Raw genomic sequence first — 18,137 nt, 5'->3', positions numbered from 1 at the left:
CGGCCCTTGCCGCGCCCCTTCAACGCTTATTCCGTTGCCTGCAGCCGTTCAGCCAATCCGCTGCGGCGCTGGGTCGGCATACGAATGGCCCGCAGCAGCACCGCCTCCGTGGTATACAGCGAGAGCTGCTTACGCGCACGGGTGATCGCGGTATAGACCAATTCACGCGTCAGCACCGGCAGGAAGTGATTCGGCAACACCAGCACCGTATGGTCAAACTCCGATCCCTGAGATTTGTGCACCGTCATGGCATAGGCGGTTTCATGCGCCGGCAAACGGCTCGGCTGCACCGACTTGATGCTTCCATCCGGCAGTTGGAAATGCACGCGCAGCTCGCCGCGCTCATCCGGCAGCGTAATGCCGATATCCCCATTGAATAACCCCAGCGCGCTGTCGTTGCGGCCGATCATCACCGGCCGCCCCCGATACCAGCGGCCGAGAACGCCCGGTTTGCGGTCGATCAGACCGGCGCGCTGCAGCCCGAGTTCAATACGTTCATTCAGGCCGGCAACGCCGAACGGCCCTTCACGCAGCGCGCACAGCACCTGGAAGCGGCTAAAGGCGGCCAGCACCGCCGCCGCATCCGCGCCTTCGGCAATCAGCCGCAGATAGTCGCGATAGCCCGCCACGCAGGCATCCAGCAGCGCCTGATACTCTTCGCTCGTCGCCAGCGCATAGCCCGCGACATCGCCGAAACTGCCGCTTAAGGCTGCCAGCGCGCGCTCCCCCGCTCCGGCGTTGACCGCCAACGCCAGCTGACCGATACCGGACCGAGCGTCAAAACGGTAGCTCTTGCGCAGCAAACACAGGCTGTCGCGCACCGCCGCTTCCGCATCAGCCTGCCGCCCTGCGAGCGAACAGCCGGTCAGGCGGCTCAGCTCTGCGGCACGCGCATCGCTGTATCCCTGCTCGGCAAAACGGCAAATATCCCCCAGCACCGCACCGGCCTCCACCGAGGCCAGCTGGTCACGGTCGCCAAGGAAAATCACCCGTGCCTGGTCGGGCAGCGCAGCAATCAGGCGCGCCATCATCGGCAGATCGACCATCGAGGCTTCATCCACCACCAGCACATCCAAATGCAGCCGGTTGCCGCGGTGATAGCGCATGCGTTGACTGTTCGGCTGCGCCCCCAACAGGCGGTGTAACGTCGCCGCCTCGGTCGGGAACAGCGCCTGCTGCGCCGGGGTCAACGCCAGCTGACGGCTGGCGCTGCCAAGCGACTCCGTCAGACGCGCCGCCGCCTTGCCGGTCGGTGCCGCCAGCTGAATGCGCAAGCGCGCGCCTTCATCCAGCTGCACCAGCGCCGCCAACAGCTTGGCGACGGTGGTGGTTTTACCGGTGCCAGGCCCGCCGGAAATGACCGCGATACGCCGCGTGGCGGCCACTGCGGCGGCGATCTTCTGCCAATCGGGTTCATCGCTCGCCGCGCCGAACAAGCGGTCGAGAATGGTGCGCAGCTCAGCCTCCGGCACCGCCAGCGACTCGCCTTCGCCACCGATAAACGCCGCCACTTCACCTTCGTTTTGCCACATGCGCTGCAGATACAGGCGCGGCCCGCGCAGCACCAGTGGCATAGCGCCGCTGCCGTCCCCGACCGCTGCGCTGGCCGCCAAACGCTGCTGCCAACGCGCGCTATCCGGTCGCCCGGCCGCCTCCCACACCGCCAGCGCCAGCGCCGGCTGGCGCCCTTCAAACAGGGTGTCCGCCTGCAGTTGATCCAGCATCAGGCAGACGTGACCGGCCCCTGCCTCTGCGCTCAGGCAGGCGGCGGCCAGCAAAATATCGGGCTCGTCTTCGTTCGCCACCACGCGGGCGAACTGCACGTCCAGCGGGCGCAACACGCCAAGCGCCACCGCCTGCTCCAGCAGTGCGATCATGATCCATCCTCCGTCGCAGCAGCCTCGCCGCTGAACAAGCGATCCATCCCCGCCACCAGCTCAAACTCGGGAAGACAGGTGAAAATGCCGTTGCCCGGGTGCGCCGCATCCACGCCGCGCAGGAACAGATAAATCACCCCGCCGAAATGGCGCCGGTAATCGTAATCCGGCAGCCGATGACGCAGATAACGGTGCAGCGCCAGCGTATACAGCTGATATTGCAGATCGTAACGATGCTCCGCCATCGCCTGCTCCATCGCCGGCCGGGTATAGGCGCTGCTGTCTTCCCCTAACCAGTTGGACTTGTAGTCCAGCAGGTAGTATTTGCCCTGCCAACAGAACACCAGGTCGATAAAGCCTTTCAGCATGCCCTGCACCTGATGGAAATCCAGCGCCGGACAGCGGGCGGAAAGCGGATCGTAACGCTTCACCAGGGCATCGAGCTCCTTCGCCTGCAACAGCCGGTTGATCGGCAAATAGAACTGCAGCTCGGCCTGCTTGTGCTGCGGCGTTAGCGCCGCCAGCGTCACGCCGCTGTCGGCGAGCGGCGTGTTGAGCAATACCTGCATCCACGCCAGCAAAATCGGCTGCCAGTGTTCGGCAAATCCTTGCTGTTGCAGCTGTGCCAGCAACCACTGTTCATCCAACGGCTGGGTGAAGTCCAGCGTTTCGAACAGGCTGTGCAGGAAGGTGCCGGGCGTCGCGCCGCGCGGGAAGGTATGCGGTGTGAGCGCTGGCTCACTCTCCTCACTCCGCTCCCCCGCAGCGTCGACATCCAGACGCGGCAGCAGATCCTGCATCAGGCTCGCGCCGTGCTGTTGCAAACCGGTATAGCTGGTCACCCGCCAAAAATCCTGGATCCGCCGGGTAAAGCTTTTCGCCGCCAGCGCTTCGGCCAGTGCCGCCTGAGGGTGCCAGGGTTCTTCGTCCGGCGGTTCAACCAGCGACACCGCGATACCCCCGCCCGCCAATTGCTGCAGCCGCTCCTGCAGGTACACGGCGTCGCCGGCCTGCCCGCCCTGCACCAGATAACCCAATGCGCTGCGGTGCAGATCGGTATCGCCCTGTTTCTTGCGCGTGCCCTGGAACAGCGGCGCGATGCCGATGCTGCAGTGGTACACCGAGCGGGTCAGCGCCACGTACAGCAGACGCAGATCTTCCGCCAAGCGCTCCTCCTCCGCCCAGGCCTGGCTCTCTTCATTGGCGTCGAGATCCAGCAACGCCTGGAAACTGTGGCGATCGTGATACAGCGCCTGTTGCTGCTGGCGGAAGTTGCCGACGAACGGCAGCCACACCAGATCGAACTCCAGCCCCTTGGACTTGTGAATCGTGATCACCTGCACCAGATGCCGGTCGCTCTCCAGCCGCAGCTGCTGATTGTCGGACTGGCGATTGGGCTGGGCGATCTGCTGCGCCAGCCAGCGCACCAGCGCATGCTCGCTGTCGAGCTGCGCCGCCGCCTCTTGCAACAGCTCCCCCAGATGCAGCACGTCGGTCAAGCGACGCTCGCCGCCGGCGCTGGCCAACAGGTTCTCCGCCAGCTGACGCGCTTTCATCAGCTCGCTCAGCATCGGCAACACGCCGCGGCGCAGCCAGAGCGTGCGGTAATTGTCGAATTCGTTAACCAGCGCGTCCCAGGCGCGCTCATCGCGGCTCAGGCCGTCCAGCGTCGGCGCGTCCAGCCCCATCAGCCCGGTGGCCATGGCGCTGCGCAGCGTACGCTCCTGCTCCGGCGCCAACACCGCCTGCAACAACCACAGCAGGTCTTTGGCCTCCGGGGTGTCAAACACGCTGTCGCGGTTGGACAGGTAGACCGACGGGATAGACAGCGCGCTCAGCGCATCGCGCACCAACGCCGCCTCATTGCGGCTGCGCACCAGCACCGTGATATCGGAGGCTTGTACCGGCCGTGACTCCTTGCCGCTCTGCAGCCGTGCCAGGCCCTGCTGACCGGCGCTGAGCCAGTCGCGAATTTGCGTGGCGCACAGGCGCGCCATCAGCTGTTGGTAATCACTTACACCCACGCCTTCCCCCTGCTGCAGCCAGAACTGCATCGCCGGCTGCGGCGTGCCATGCAATTCAAACGCCAGCCCTTGGTTCTTTTCCGCCGCATTAACCTTAATAAAGGGGATCTGGCCAAACAGGAAAGGCTTTTCTACCTGAGAAAACAGGTGATTGACGCTGGCGACCATCGACGGCGACGAGCGCCAGTTGGTCTCCAGCGTATAGTGGGCGCTCACCTCTGAACGCGCGCGCATGTAGGTAAAGATGTCGGCGCCGCGAAAGGCGTAAATCGCCTGCTTGGGATCGCCGATCAGCAGCAGGCCGCAATCAGGCCGGCCGACGTAAAGTTTTTGGAAAATACGGTATTGCTGCGGATCGGTATCTTGGAATTCATCGATCATCGCCACCGGATAGCGCTGGCGGATCGCCTGCGCCAGCTGTGCGCCGCCGCCGCTTTGCAGGGCGCCGTCCAAACGGCTGAGCAGGTCGTCAAACCCCAGCTCGGCGCGCTGGCGCTTTTCCTGCTGAATGGAGGTGCGGATCTCGCTGAGCGCGCGCGCCATGATCAGGTCGCGCAGCGTCAAGGGTTCATCGAACAGTTCGTCTATCGCCGTGAACAGCGCATGCCGCGGCGGCTCGCCCTTCTTGGTCTTCTCCAGCAGCACCGACTGGCGAAATTTATCCAGTTCCTTCGGCAGCTGGTAGTCCTGAGTCTCCTGCCCGCTCCATTCGCCGACCTTGTTCAGCCAGTTCGGCAGGTGTTTACTGCTGTAGCTGCGCTTATCGACGCCGGACTGGGCGATCAACGCCTCCAGATCGCCCGCCGCCGCCCGCCATTGCGCCTTGATGGCGTCGATGCGCGCGACGATCTGCTCGTGGCGCATCAGGACGGTTTCTTCGTCCTTCGGCGGCCGACGCAGCGCCGGCGCTTCACCGTGCAGATAGCCGGAGAGATCGGCCAGCAACGCTTCCGGGCCGCTCCACTCCTGGCTGACCGCACGCGCCACGCCCAGCGGCAACGGATAGCAGTGGCGACGCCAGAAGTCGGCGCAGGCCTGCCGCCGCAGCGGCAGCTCGTCCTGCACCAGCGTTTGTTCAAACAACATGCCGGACTCGAAGGCGTTGTGCGTCAGCATCCGTTGGCAAAAGCCGTGAATGGTGTAGATCGCCGCTTCGTCCATTTGCCGCTCCGCCGCCAGCAACTGTGAGGCGGCGTCGCTCAAATCGTCAATTTCTTCCATCAGCGCGATAAACAGCGGATTTTTGCATTCCGCGTCTTTACCGCGCACGCAGGCGATGCGCAGCCCGTGGATATTGTCGCGGATGCGCCCGCGCAGCTCCTCGGTGGCGGCCTCGGTAAAGGTCACCACCAGGATTTCTTCGACCGTCAGCGGGCGGGGAAACGCCGCGTCACCGCCCAACCCCAGCAGCAAGCGCAGATACAGCGCGCCAATGGTAAAAGTTTTGCCGGTGCCCGCCGACGCTTCTATCAGGCGTTCGCCGAACAGCGGCAACGACAGCGGCTCCAGCCTCTGCGGGGCAATTTCCGTCATGGTGTTGCCACTTTACGCGGCAAAATCTGCTGCAATGCAGACGCGTTCGGATAGGTGACCCAATCCTTAGGCGCCGCGTAATCCGCCTTGTCTTGCCCGCTGCCGCTAACCTGCGACAGCACCGCCAGCCCCTGTGGCTGGATCACCGCCTGGTGGAAATAATCCGCCAGTTTGGCCGGCGTCAGCTGTTGCACCTGCGCGATCAGTTTCTGACGAGTATCGAAGGTGAAGTTGCCGCGATCGAAATCGTTGGCGAACCGGCTGGCCTCTTCGCTCAGGGTTTGCGGCCGCTGCTTCAGCTCATTGATGAGCGCCTGTTTGTACTGTTCAAAGTCCGCCTCGCTCATGTCGCGCAGGCGTTTCTCGGTTTTCGGGTAGAAATCCTGATAGCGCTGGTACAGGTAGGCCGGCTGTTTGCTGTTGCTCTGCAACAGGAAGCCCACGCCCCACTGGCGGCCCACCGACATCGGGAAGGCGAAGACCGCGTACCCCAATTGCTCCTGCGTGCGCAGCTGGCTGTAAAACCACGGCTGAATAATCTGCCCCAGCAGCGAACTGTAGGCCATGCCGGTCACTTCGTCGTAGCCGGTCGGCACATACACCGCCGCCAGCGCCGAGTCAGTGCTGCTGCCCACCTGTTGCAGGTTGGCCAGATGCTCCTTGTCCACCACCACGTCTTCGCCGTGCCACCATTCGCTCCCGGTACAGCCCAGACGATGTTTCAGCGTCGACGCCAACGTGTCGACCTGCTGCTTGCTCATGTTGCCCACCACCAGCAGCTCCGGCGTGGCTTCGGCCAGCAGGCTGTCGCGATACGCCAGCACGTCTTTCAGCGTTAACGTCTTCAGCACTTCGCGGCGCTCGCTGCGTTCAGAATACGGCACGCGGGAAACCATCTGCACCGGCTGAATGGCCAGCTCAAACGCCTTGCCCTTCTCGGCGGCGTCCAGCTGCTCCAGATACCAGGATTTGGCTTGCGCCAACTGATCTTCCGTCGGCATGAAGCTGGAATAGCCCTCGATCAGCGCCGTCAGCAACTGCGGCAGACGCTGGGTGAAACCGTTGGCGTTAAACATCAGGCCGTTGTTCGGCGAGGTCGAGAAGCTCAGCCCACCGACCGACGCCTGATAGCTCAACTGATCCAACGCGAGGCCGGCCAGATAATCCGTCAGCGAGAACAGCACCTGATTGCGCGCGGAATCCATGGTTTTGGCGTTGCGGAAAGCGACGGTGACGTCGGCCTTCGGCTCGTCGGCGAAGTAACGACTCGGCATGTACAACACACGCAGGCCGGGTTTATCTACCACCATTTCCGGTTTTTTGAACTCGTGCGATGGCTTGGTCAGGGTAAAGTCATCCGGGATGTACGGGTTGAGCGCCGGCAGCGACAGGGAAATGCCGCTCTCCAACTGCTGCCACTGCGTAAAGCGCTGCGGCGTGATTTTGTCGACCTGGTAAGGCGCATTGACGAAATAGGCCGTCTTGTTGTGCGGTTCATCCGGGCTGACGAACCAGATGCGCGCGTTTTGCGGCGTCATGGCGTCCAGGCGTTCGGCGATCGCCTTTGGATCATAACGGTCGGCCAGATAAGGCGCGTCCAGCGCATGCTCAACCGGCACGCGCAGCATGGTGTCCACCAGCCATTCGATATAGTCCATGTCGCGCGTGATCGAGGGATAACGGAAGTCCAGGTTCAGAACATGCGAGATTTCATCGAAGTAGCTCTGCTTGATGCCCTCGCTGCGCAGCATTTTCAGGTAGTTGAAAATGGCGGCGACGACCTCATCGCGCTGGGCCAGGCCTTTGTCAGTGAGTGAAACGCTGATGGCGAAGACGCCGCCGTTGCGATCCACCATCGGATCGGCGCCGGCATTGATGGCGTCCGCCAACCCCTGCTTCTGCAGCCAGTCAGACAGGGTGTTTTTGCTGCGGTTGCCAATCAGGTAGCTGATGTAGGTATCGGTTTTGCTGCGAAACGCGGCGCTGTTGTTATCGATGCGGAATTCGACCTTCAGCTGCTTGCGCGGCTGCGCCGGCACATAGTGAATGATGATGCCCTGCTGTTCCGGCGTGACGGCCGGCACGGTGATCGGCGGCACGCTGGCGTCATGATTCGGCACGCGGCCAAAGGTTTTCGCCGCAATGCCAGCCAACTGCGGCAGCGACTGATTACCGTACAAAACGCCCATCATCAGATTGGCGGAATAGTAACGCTTATAGAAGCCGGTCAGTTCATCGTGCAACTTGCTGTCCGGCTTGTCTTTCAACGTATCGAGATTGCCGCCGGAGAAGCGCGCGCTCGGGTGCGCCGGGTTAAGGGTTTCCGCGCCGACCTGCGCCATGCGCATGCCGTCGCGCGAACGCGCCATCGTCAACTCGGCGTTCACCGCGTTGCGCTCGCGATCGGCATTGCCCGGATCCAGCAGCGGCTCGGCAATGGCGTCGGCCATGCGGTCAACCGCCGGCTCCAGCGCGTCATTTTCCACTTCCAGATAGAAGGCGGTGCGATAAGAGGCCGTGCTGGCGTTGTGGCTGCCGCCGTGCTTTTTCAGGAATTCGGACAGGTTTTCCGGCTCTGGATAGCGTTTGGAGCCCATCAGCACCATATGTTCCAGATAGTGTGCCAATCCCAGTTGGCTGTTCGGATCTTCGAGCGACCCAACCGGCAATGCCAGCGCCGCCAGCGATTTCGGCGCCTGGGCATCGGACACCAGCAACACCGTCATGCCGTTAGCCAACTTGATCGCTTCATACTGACGCGGATCGTGTTCGCTCTTGTTGATCTTCTCCGTCAGCGGTTGCCATCCTTGCGCGGCCCAACTCAACGGTGCCCAACACATAGCCAATAATACCAGCCCGGTGATACGGGCCAACTGTCTGCGCATATCCAAAATAAACCCCTATTCTGACGTCGCTACGCCCACTCCCTGACGTTGGCGACGTACATCAAAACCACATAACCAAATCGGTACTCGCCGGGTTCTTCGCCAATGTGGCGGCCCGAAACACGGCGTGTATATGCCTGTACGTTATGTAAGACCGGGAATCACCCCAATGGTTGAATATAACCTTCGTTATTTTTACCACCTCCCGCCGTACAGCACCACCGGGGGATTGTTACCCCAGGTTATGTCGCGCCACCGGCAGCAGATAACGCTCTGTTTCGGCCAGTATTTGCGCTAAGTATTCATTATCCAATTGGCGGAATACTCGCTGCACGTAGGGATCTTCCCCTTCGCCGGGAATGCGCTGATCGCCCTGCCAGGCCTGCAGCAATTTGGCGCGTGCCTTAATTTGCGCTTCTTCCTCCCAGTCGATTTGCTGTGTTTCCGGCTGATAGCACTGACTCAGCCATGCCCAGCCACTCTTGTTCAGCAGCAACAGCGGCTGACACAAACCGCGCTGATAGCCCGCTAGCAGTTCCGCCAGCTGCGCCTGTGCCTCTTCAGGCGCCAGCGCGGCAAAGCGCCAGGCAGAGTTCTTGCGGCCGTAGATGCGGCTCTCGCCGGTGCCGCCGGCGCGGCAGTACACCAGGTGCTCCAGCCACAGCAATATGCCATCCACCGCCGACAACGTGGCGGGCCGCCAGCGCAACAGGCCGTCATCCTGCACCTGATGCAGCCAGCCGCTGAGACGTACGCCGGCAATATCGATATCCAGCTCCAGGCTATGGCTCTCTGCGCGTTCCGCACGCACCTGCTCGGCCAGTTCGCTCATCTCTTCCTGCTGCTTTTGCCAATAGATCTCGCCGAAGGCGCCATAGGGCAAGCCGCCGGCGGCACGCACCCGCTGGAACAACCGTTCGGGATCGTCGCCGTCGATCAGGGTATTCAGCAGTTGGCTGTTGAACTGGTAGCGGCTGAGGTTATCCAGCGTGAAGGGCTCTTCGTCCGGCAGCTCAGTCTCTTCCAGGATAAAACTGACGCCCAGCCGCAATTGGAAAAACGCGCGAATCGGATGGCGGTAAAACCGCAGCAGCTCATCCAACGATATTTGCTGCAGCGCTTCGGCAGGCAGCGGCTGGTTGAACGCCGGATGCGCCGCACCGCGACCATCGGCGGCGGGCAGCCACTCGGCGGCATAGCTTTGCGCCTCCGAGCCCGGCAAGAAATTCTCGGCGGCGAACGGCATGCGCGCGTGCCACTTCAGCAAGTGCTCACCAACCCGCCGGGCGCTATCGTCTGCGCTGAGTTCCTCATCTCCCGGCAGGCAATAGCTTTGCTCCAGGTACTCAAGCAGCTCAGTGACCAGCACCGAAGGGTAGCGCGGGCTGTTGTCCTGAATGGAACGGCCGATGAAGCTGATATATAGCCGCTGCTGAGCGGACAAAATCGCTTCCAGGAACAGATAGCGGTCGTCATCGCGGCGGCTGCGGTCGCCGCGCTTGACCTGCTGCGCCATCAGATCAAAACCCAACGGCGGCAACGTGCGCGGATACACGCCGTCGTTCATGCCCAGCAGGCACACCACCTTGAACGGAATGGAACGCATCGGCATCAGCGTGCAGAAGTTGATTTGCCCGGCGAGGAAGCGCTGGCTGATGCGCTCTTGATCGAGGCGCGCCGCCAGATCGTCACGCAGAATGGTCAACGGCACCTCATCGGGATAGCGCGCCGCCAGGCCAAAATTAATGGCCTGCTGCCACTGCTGTTCGATCAGCGCCAGCACCACTTCGGTGTCGCTGTCCGCTGCGAAGAAGGCATCCAGCAGTTGGCGGCACAGCGGCAGCCACGCCTCGAGCGGGCGCGCTTCGCTCAGGATTTGCCGCCAGTGGCTGAGCTGCGCCAGCAGGTCTGCCAGTTGCCCCGCCAGTTCGGCGACCAACCCGCTCGATTCGTCGTAAGGCAAAATGCCCTGCCAATCGCCGGCATTGCTGTCCATCGCATAGCCAAGCAGCATGCGCGTAATGCCGAAGCGCCAGGTATGCTGGCCGGTGGCGGGCAGATCCAGTTCGCGCACGTTATCATCGTCCAGGCCCCAGCGCACGCCGGATTCACCAACCCAATGACGCAGCAGGCGCAGCCCCTCTTCGCCAATGGCGAAACGGGCGGCCAGGGCCGGCACCTCCAGCAGCGCCAGTACCTGTTCCGAGGTAAAGCGGCTTTGCGGCAGATCGAGCAGTGAAATGAACGCCTGCAGCGCCGGATGCGCCTGGCGCGCTTTACGGTCGGAAATGGCAAACGGCAGGTAGCGCTCGGCGGGGGCATTGCCGAACACCGCCTGAATGTAAGGCGTGTAGCTGTCGATATCCGCCACCATCACGATGATGTCGCGCGGCGTCAACGACGGATCCTGCGCCAGCATGCTCAGCAACCGATCGTGCAAAACCTCCACTTCCCGCTGTGGGCTGTGACAGGCGTGCAGGCTGAGGGAGCGGTCGTTTTCATCAAGCGGACGTTTGCTGAAGCTGCTTTCCAGCGTTTCCGCGGTAATACCGATTACCGCATGGTCTTCCAGTTCCAGCATATCGCGCTGAACGGCGTGCAGCATGGTATCGGCCGGGATATCGACAAAGGCGTCAACCTCTTGCGCCCCTTCCATCTGCGACAGCAGGTAAAGGTGATCGCGCCCCAGCTTGCCCCAGGAGGCCAGCAGCGGGTTGCTGAGTTGCTGCTGCCCTTCGGCGTCAAACAGGTGCGCCGCGTCATCCGGCTCGCGGAACAGCCCTTGCTCGCGAGCCTGGTGGTAGTGACGACGCTTGCGGCTCTGCAAGCGGGCCAGAAAGGCGTAATCCTGAATATCACCCCAATAGTAGCGACAGGGGTTGGTGAACATCAGGTGGATGTCGATATGCCGCCCCAGCGCCTGCAGCGCTTCCAGATAGATCGGCGGCAATGCCGAGATGCCGCAGATAAACACCCGCGGCGGCAAACCGGGCGGGCATGTTTTTGCCTGCTCCAGCGCGTGGATAAAGCGGCTGTACAGATTGGCGCGGTGCCATTCCGGCTGCCCCAGTTCGCGCGTGTATTCCACCAGTCGCGCCCAGAGCGGCGCCTGCCATTGCTGAGCCTCCGCCAGACCGTCGATGCGCTCGCCGCGCTGCCAGCTCTCCAGCCACTGCGGGCGATAAACCAAATATTGGTCGAACAGGTCGGCGACCCGGCCGGCCAACTGGTGGATTTTGCGCTTGTCGCCGTCATCGGTCAGATAGTGCTGCAGTGGCGCAAACGCCGGCTGAGTCAACATCTCCGGCAACAACCACATCAGCTTCCAGGTCATGGCATCCTTGCTGAATGCGCTCTCTTTCGGAATATCCGGCAACACCCGGGTGAACATGTCCCAAATGAAGGTCGCCGGCAGCGGAAACGCGACATTGGCTGCGATACCGAACTGTTCCGCCAGCTGCATCTGCAGCCATTGCGCCATACCGGGGCTTTGCACCAGCACCACCTCCTGTTGAAAAGGATCGGTCAACGGATCTCTGGCTATCAGCGCGCTGGTCAGCGTTTTCAACAAATCCAGCTGATTGGAATGATAAACCGTGAACATGAAGACTCCTTTAAAACAAAAGACATACGGCTCAAAAACGGGCGCAATACCAGCGGCTCAGCGTTGCCCACTGCCGCTGCGGTGTTTGGATCCTGACCGCCAATCGGCGGCAATCACTCCCCGCATCGTCAAGTGCCGTCTCGCGCCGCCACCCTTCCGGCAGCGGTTCAGCCTCGAGCCGGCCGGTGACGGCAAACGCCTCCAACTGCTGATGCGCCAGCCCCCAGGCTTGCCGGTAGTGCCACTGGCGCTGGAACGACTGCAACAGCACCTGATGATACTGTAACAAGCCAAGCAGCGACACCGAGAACAGCAAGGCCGCCACCAACACTTCCGGCAGGCTGAAGCCGTTGCGTGATATCCGCGCTGCCCGAGCGTTAACCCTCACAGTCGGCCAACCTTTTCTCGGGGCAAAAATCCAGCCGACCGCCCGGCTGTGCTTGCAACTTGCCAGCAGCCTCCGCGCCGTCAAAGGTGCCCCATTGATACAGCCATACCGGTTCACCGCCGCGCATCTCACCAAGGCCGCGTACCGTCACCATGCCCGCTCTGGCTGACAGCCGAGCGCAAGCCGTCAGTTCCACGCGCTGCCTGCATAACCAGGCCGCTGCACTCAGCTCGGCGCGCGGCCAACGCTGGCTCATGCCCCAACTCAGCGCCGAAGCGGCCTGATTGTAAGCCTGAAGGTAACGCTGCTGATCGGCGGCCAGTAACAGCGCGTTATCCAATTGCCGATGCTGAGCATTGAGCAACATCAGCCCCAGCGCCAACAGCAACATCACCGCCGCCAGGGTGCTACCGCCTCGCTGGGTTCGCCGGTTCATGGCAGCGCCGCCATTTCGACGCTCCCGCTCAGACTACGCCTGATACGCGTATCGCTGGTGGAGCGCCCCGTCAGCGTCAGGCGAGCCAACGCCGCGCCGTGATCGCCCCGCTCTATCGCCACATGAAACCGCTCAATGCGCACTTCGTCCTGATCGAGTAGCCGCTCCCAGCCGCCGCCATCGCATTGGCTCACGCCGCGCTGCCCTTCCAGGCCGCCATTGCGTAGCCGATAACCGAAATAGCCCGCATCCTCACCCGAACTGAGCCATTGCCCGCTGCGAGCAATGTCGTAGGCAACGATAACGCAGCTGCCAGCCACTTCTCCCGATGCCTGGCCTATCAGCAGCGGCCGGCCAGCGCACTTTCCAGCGCAAAAACCGGCGCGGCGCAGATCTTTCTCAATGCCGAACGCCAGCTGTCGCAGCGTTGACTCCAGCCGAAAGTGCTGACCGACGGCAACGTTCTGTTGGCGTAACAGCGGGTAAGTTTTTGCCGCGCCGAGCGCGATCACGCTGCCGAAGAGCAACGCCAACATCACTTCCGGCAAGCTAAAACCGCGTGCTAAATTCAACATAGCGCAATGCCCCTGACCCACTGCCCTTCGCTGCACAAACGCAGCCGCCCACGGCCGGACAGCACCAGCCGCAGGCTGCCTGCGTCGTTGCTGAGAAGGATGTGCCCCGCCTGCGCAGTATTGCGCAAACCATAAAACCCAATCTCTTTGCCGGAGTAGCCGCTCAGCGCAACGTCACGATAAGGCGGCAAGAAAACGGAGCCTTCGGCGGAAGCGCAATCCGTCGGTGGCACACCACCGCCCAGGCACCAGGGCGTGCCATTCTTGAACCACAGCAGCGTCGTGCGGTTACGCCAGTTGGCGTCCGCCTGTAATCGCAGCAAAAACGCCAGCAGCTGTTGGGCCGTGTGTTCCAGCCGCAGCGCTTGCTGATGATAGCGCCATTGCCCGACGCCCCAGCCGGTGAGCATGCCGGCGATCAGGATCGCCGCCAATAGCTCAATTAGCGTCATGCCCCGTTGGCGATCATCGATGTTCGAGAGAGTATTGTCGTTCATGCCGCCAGTGTAAGGGCCGTAACAACGCGGTAAAGCCACATGCGCAAGCGCTGCGGCAAGCTGCGCAATGTTTTCTCTACGACGGCAGAGCGCGACAAAAAAATGCGGCGCGGTACGCAATGCGGATAAAAAAAGGGGCGCAATCGCTGCGCCCCTGGTGTGATGCGGTTAAGGTCAGATCGCGACCGGCGCCTTGATGGCCGGATGCGGATCGTAACCTTCGATCTCGAAGTCTTCGAAACGGTAATCGAACAGTGAAGCCGGTTTGCGTTTGATCACCAGTTTCGGCAACGGACGCGGTTCACGCGTCAGTTGCAGCTGAGTCTGTTCCATGTGGTTGCTGTACAGGTGGGTATCGCCGCCGGTCCAGACGAAATCGCCCACTTCCAGATCGCACTGCTGCGCCATCATATGCACCAACAGCGCGTAGCTGGCGATGTTGAACGGCAGGCCGAGGAAGACGTCGCAGGAACGCTGATACAGCTGGCAAGAGAGCTTGCCATCCGCCACGTAGAACTGGAAGAACGCGTGGCACGGCGCCAACGCCATCTGATCCAGCTCGCCGACGTTCCAGGCGGAAACGATGATGCGACGCGAATCCGGATCTTGCTTCAGCTGTTGGAGCACGTTGCTCAGCTGATCGATCTGACGGCCGTCCGCTGCGCCCCAGGCGCGCCACTGTTTGCCGTACACCGGGCCGAGATCGCCGTTTTCATCGGCCCACTCGTCCCAAATGGTGACCTTGTTGTCACGCAGGTAGGCGATGTTGGTATCGCCGTTCAGGAACCATAACAGCTCATGAATGATCGAACGCAGATGACATTTCTTGGTGGTCACCAACGGGAAACCTTCCTGCAAGTTGAAACGCATCTGGTGGCCGAAAATCGACAATGTGCCAGTGCCGGTACGGTCGGCTTTAGGGGTGCCCTCGGCGAGCACCTTGTTCATCAAATCCAGATACTGTTTCATTTGTCCCTCACGACACTTGTTGCTGTGGGCGACGACGGTACGCCCAAATCATCATAATAACACCGGCCACCACCATTGGGATGGACAGGATCTGCCCCATGCTGATCACGCCGTCGAACAGGCCGAGCTGAGCATCCGGCTGGCGGAACGCTTCGACGATGATGCGGAATGCGCCATACCCGATCAGGAACAGGCCTGATACGGCGCCCATCGGCCGCGGCTTGCGGATGAACAGGTTCAGAATGATAAACAGCACTACGCCTTCCAGCAGCAGCTCATACAGTTGCGACGGATGGCGCGGCAGCACGCCGTACTGATTCAGCAGCGGCAGCAGGGAAGGATCGGCGGCGGCGAGAGCCACGTCTTCGCTGCGCGAACTTGGGAACAACATCGCCCAAGGGGTGTCGGTAGTCACGCGGCCCCATAGCTCGCCGTTGATAAAGTTGCCGAGGCGGCCGGCGCCCAGGCCGAATGGGATCAATGGCGCGATAAAATCGGAAACCTGGAAGAAGGTGCGCTTGGTGCGGCGAGCGAACCAGAACATCACCAGAATCACCCCCATCAAACCGCCGTGGAATGACATGCCGCCATCCCAGACCTTGAACAGATAGAGCGGGTTATCCAGGAACAGCGGCAGGTTGTAGAACAGCACATAGCCTACGCGGCCGCCGACGAATACGCCCAGGAAGCCGGCGTAGAGCAGGTTTTCCACTTCGTCTTTGGTCCAGCCGCTGCCCGGCTTGTTGGCGCGACGCACCGCCAGCCACATGGCAAAAACGAAACCGACCAGGTACATCAGGCCGTACCAATGCAGAGAAACCGGGCCAATGGAGAAAATGACCGGATCAAATTTAGGAAACGCCAGATAGCTATTGCTCATCTATCACCACAACATGTCTGTTATTTTTCCCCATGCGGGGGCGGCAGGTGCCAAGCGACGGCGGAGATTATCCCGCGCCTTGCAAGCGGCAGCATTGCCGCTGCGATCTGCAAGACGACGAACATGCGCCGCGCTGAGGTTGCGCATCATAACATAGGCTTAGCGCGGTCCGGTCCGGCAGGGCGGGAAAAGTTCTGTAAAAAAATCACACCGCGCGGCGGTTATCGGCCCCCGCGGATCAGCCCGCCCATGCCGCGCCGCTCCATAAACGCCGCCACCAGATGGCGCACTTCGGTGGTCATCTGGGTGTTCAACACCCGGTGAGCCAGCATTTCGGCGTCGGCCAGGTCGATATGTCGCAGCAGGTATTTGATGCGCGCCACGCTGCGGCCATTCATGCTCAAATTGCGATAGCCCATGCCCACCAACAACAGCGCGCCCATGGGATCACCGGCCAACTCACCGCAGAGGCTAAGCTGCAGCCCGGCCGCGTTCCCCTGCTCGGCGATCAATTTCAGCACCTGCAACATCGCGGGATGCAAACTGTCATACAGCGCGGCGACCCGAGTGTTGTTGCGATCCACCGCCAGCAGGTACTGGGTCAAGTCGTTGGTGCCGACCGAGATGAAATCAACGCGCCCGGCCAAATGCGGGATCAGGAAAATCATCGATGGCACTTCCAGCATCACGCCGATTTTCGGTTTCGGGATCGCGTAGCCGAGCACCTCTTCCACCTCGCGCCCGGCTCGGTCAATCAGGCGTTTAGCTTCGTCGACCTCTTCAAGGCTGGTGATCATCGGCAGCAAAATACCCAGGTTGCCGGTGCCGGCATTGGCGCGCAGCATGGCGCGCACCTGAATCAAAAAGATCTCCGGCTGATCCAGAGTGATGCGGATGCCGCGCCACCCCAGGCAAGGGTTTTCTTCGCTGATCGGCATATAGGGCAGTTGCTTGTCGGCGCCGATATCCAGGGTGCGCAGCGTAACCGGCTTGCTCGGATAGAGCTGCAGCATGCCTTGATACTGCGCGACCTGTTCTTCTTCGGAGGGGAAACCGCTTTGCAACATGAACGGGATTTCGGTGCGGTACAACCCCACGCCATCCACTCGGCCGCCCAACAGCTGTTCATGTTCCGGGCTGAGGCCGGCGTTCAGCATCACCTGGATACGCTCGCCGCTTTTCAACTGCGCCGGCTGCTCGACGTCGTCTTCCGCCAGCTTGCTCAACTCCAGCTCTTCGCTGATCAGCCGTTGATATTCCTGCACCAACACCGGCTCAGGATCGACCAGCAGTTCACCGCGATAACCGTCGACGATCAGCAACCGCTGGCTGAGCAGAGAAGGCTGGATGTCGGCGCCCATCACCGTCGGCACGCCCATCGCACGCACCAAAATCGCCGCATGCGAGTTGGCGGCGCCGTCGCGCACCACCACGCCGACCAGGCGATCCTGCGGCACTTCGGCCAGCAATGTCGCGGTCAGCTCATCTGCCACCAGCACAAAACGCGCCGGCCACTGGGTGGCGCCCTGGGTGGTGTCGTCGAGGTGGAACAGCAGGCGTTGGCCCAGCGCGCGCAGGTCGCTGCCGCGCTCGCGCATATAGGTGTCCTGCAGTTTGGCGAACTGTTCGGCAAAGGCTTCTATCACCTGTTTCACCGCCCACTCCGCCACCGAACCGTTGTCGATTTCGGCGAACAGTTCGCGCTTGAGGCGAGCGTCGTTTAACAGGTGAGAATAAAGATCGAAGATCGCCGCGCTCTCTTTTTGCGAGCTGGCGGCAAAACGCTTGCTGAAGCGGCGAAACTCCGCGCCGGCCTCTTCCAGTGCCAGCGTCAGGCGCTCGCGCTCGCTGGCGGTGTCCAGCGTCGACGCGCGGTAAACCTGATCGAGCGAAGGCTGGCTACTGTCCTGCCACCCTTCCGCCACCGCCACGCCGGGCGAGGCCGCCAGCGCGCGCACGCGCGTTTGGCGATACTGGCCGAAAATGGCGTTGAGCTGCGACTGTGACAGGATCCCGGCCATCTGCGTGGCCAGGGTGACCATGAAAGACTCTTCGCTTTCATCGAACTGGCGCAGCTCGCGCTGCTGCACCACCAGCACCCCCAGCAGTTGGCGCCGATGAATGATCGGCACCCCGAGGAAGGATCGGAAACGATCCTCTTTCACCTGCGGAACGTATTTAAAACTGGGGTGGCTTTGGGCATCGGCCAGGTTGATAGGCTCGGCTCGGCGGCCGACCAACCCGACGACGCCCTCGTCAAACGCCAATGCGATAGTGCGCCCACGCGGCTTTTTCAGCCCGCGCGTGGCCATCAGGTAGTAACAGCGGCGATCGTTGTCCGCCAGGTAGATGGAACACACTTCGGTGTCCATCGCCAGACAGGTTTCATTGACCAGCAGATCCAGCGCATCCGTCAGACTGGCCGCCGCGGCCACCTTCTCTACAATTTCTCGCAAGCGCGTGAGCATA

Annotated in this window: 11 protein-coding genes; all 11 read right to left on the bottom strand. The window is 61.8% G+C overall.

Annotation, left to right across the window (positions count from 1 at the left end):
• Nucleotides 1-26: 26 nt before the first annotated feature.
• Nucleotides 27-1,877 (bottom strand): exodeoxyribonuclease V subunit alpha, encoded by a 1,851-nt coding sequence (gene recD / locus ACJ8IJ_RS14330; RefSeq protein WP_442518656.1) that lies wholly within the window; start codon nucleotides 1,875-1,877, stop codon nucleotides 27-29.
• Nucleotides 1,874-5,434: an exodeoxyribonuclease V subunit beta gene (gene recB / locus ACJ8IJ_RS14325; protein ID WP_442518657.1), complete on the bottom strand. Its 3,561-nt coding sequence runs from the start codon at nucleotides 5,432-5,434 to the stop codon at nucleotides 1,874-1,876. The genes recD and recB overlap by 4 nt, the downstream gene beginning before the upstream one ends.
• Nucleotides 5,431-8,319 (bottom strand): pitrilysin, encoded by a 2,889-nt coding sequence (ptrA, locus tag ACJ8IJ_RS14320; RefSeq protein ID WP_442518743.1) that lies wholly within the window; start codon nucleotides 8,317-8,319, stop codon nucleotides 5,431-5,433. Before ptrA ends, recB begins: the two co-directional genes overlap by 4 nt.
• Nucleotides 8,320-8,551: 232 nt before the next feature.
• Nucleotides 8,552-11,923 (bottom strand): exodeoxyribonuclease V subunit gamma, encoded by a 3,372-nt coding sequence (recC, locus tag ACJ8IJ_RS14315; RefSeq protein WP_442518658.1) that lies wholly within the window; start codon nucleotides 11,921-11,923, stop codon nucleotides 8,552-8,554.
• Between the two features lie 31 nt (nucleotides 11,924-11,954).
• Nucleotides 11,955-12,311 (bottom strand): prepilin-type N-terminal cleavage/methylation domain-containing protein, encoded by a 357-nt coding sequence (locus ACJ8IJ_RS14310; protein ID WP_265261394.1) that lies wholly within the window; start codon nucleotides 12,309-12,311, stop codon nucleotides 11,955-11,957.
• The gene (locus ACJ8IJ_RS14305; RefSeq protein ID WP_261127116.1) at nucleotides 12,301-12,747 is read right to left on the bottom strand and encodes a YgdB family protein; all 447 of its coding nucleotides are present in this window, start codon (nucleotides 12,745-12,747) and stop codon (nucleotides 12,301-12,303) included. The genes ACJ8IJ_RS14310 and ACJ8IJ_RS14305 overlap by 11 nt, the downstream gene beginning before the upstream one ends.
• The gene (locus tag ACJ8IJ_RS14300) at nucleotides 12,744-13,322 is read right to left on the bottom strand and encodes a prepilin peptidase-dependent protein (protein ID WP_280631251.1); all 579 of its coding nucleotides are present in this window, start codon (nucleotides 13,320-13,322) and stop codon (nucleotides 12,744-12,746) included. The genes ACJ8IJ_RS14305 and ACJ8IJ_RS14300 overlap by 4 nt, the downstream gene beginning before the upstream one ends.
• Complete coding sequence (locus ACJ8IJ_RS14295; RefSeq protein WP_004931862.1) at nucleotides 13,316-13,819, bottom strand: prepilin peptidase-dependent protein; 504 nt, start codon at nucleotides 13,817-13,819, stop codon at nucleotides 13,316-13,318. Before ACJ8IJ_RS14295 ends, ACJ8IJ_RS14300 begins: the two co-directional genes overlap by 7 nt.
• Before the next feature lie 174 nt (nucleotides 13,820-13,993).
• Nucleotides 13,994-14,788 (bottom strand): thymidylate synthase, encoded by a 795-nt coding sequence (thyA, locus tag ACJ8IJ_RS14290; RefSeq protein ID WP_016929918.1) that lies wholly within the window; start codon nucleotides 14,786-14,788, stop codon nucleotides 13,994-13,996.
• A 7-nt stretch (nucleotides 14,789-14,795) separates the two neighbouring features.
• Nucleotides 14,796-15,668 carry a prolipoprotein diacylglyceryl transferase gene (gene lgt, locus ACJ8IJ_RS14285; protein ID WP_019455719.1) on the bottom strand — a complete coding sequence of 291 codons (873 nt, stop codon included), beginning with the start codon at nucleotides 15,666-15,668 and terminating at the stop codon, nucleotides 14,796-14,798.
• A 221-nt stretch (nucleotides 15,669-15,889) separates the two neighbouring features.
• Entirely contained in the window at nucleotides 15,890-18,136 is a 2,247-nt protein-coding gene (gene ptsP / locus ACJ8IJ_RS14280) for a phosphoenolpyruvate--protein phosphotransferase (RefSeq protein WP_049186875.1), read from the bottom strand.
• Nucleotide 18,137: the final 1 nt, after the last annotated feature.

Source organism: Serratia sp. CY40230 (genome assembly GCF_052168835.1).
GTDB classification, from domain to species: domain Bacteria; phylum Pseudomonadota; class Gammaproteobacteria; order Enterobacterales; family Enterobacteriaceae; genus Serratia; species Serratia nematodiphila.
This window is presented reverse-complemented; position numbering and strand designations above follow the sequence as displayed.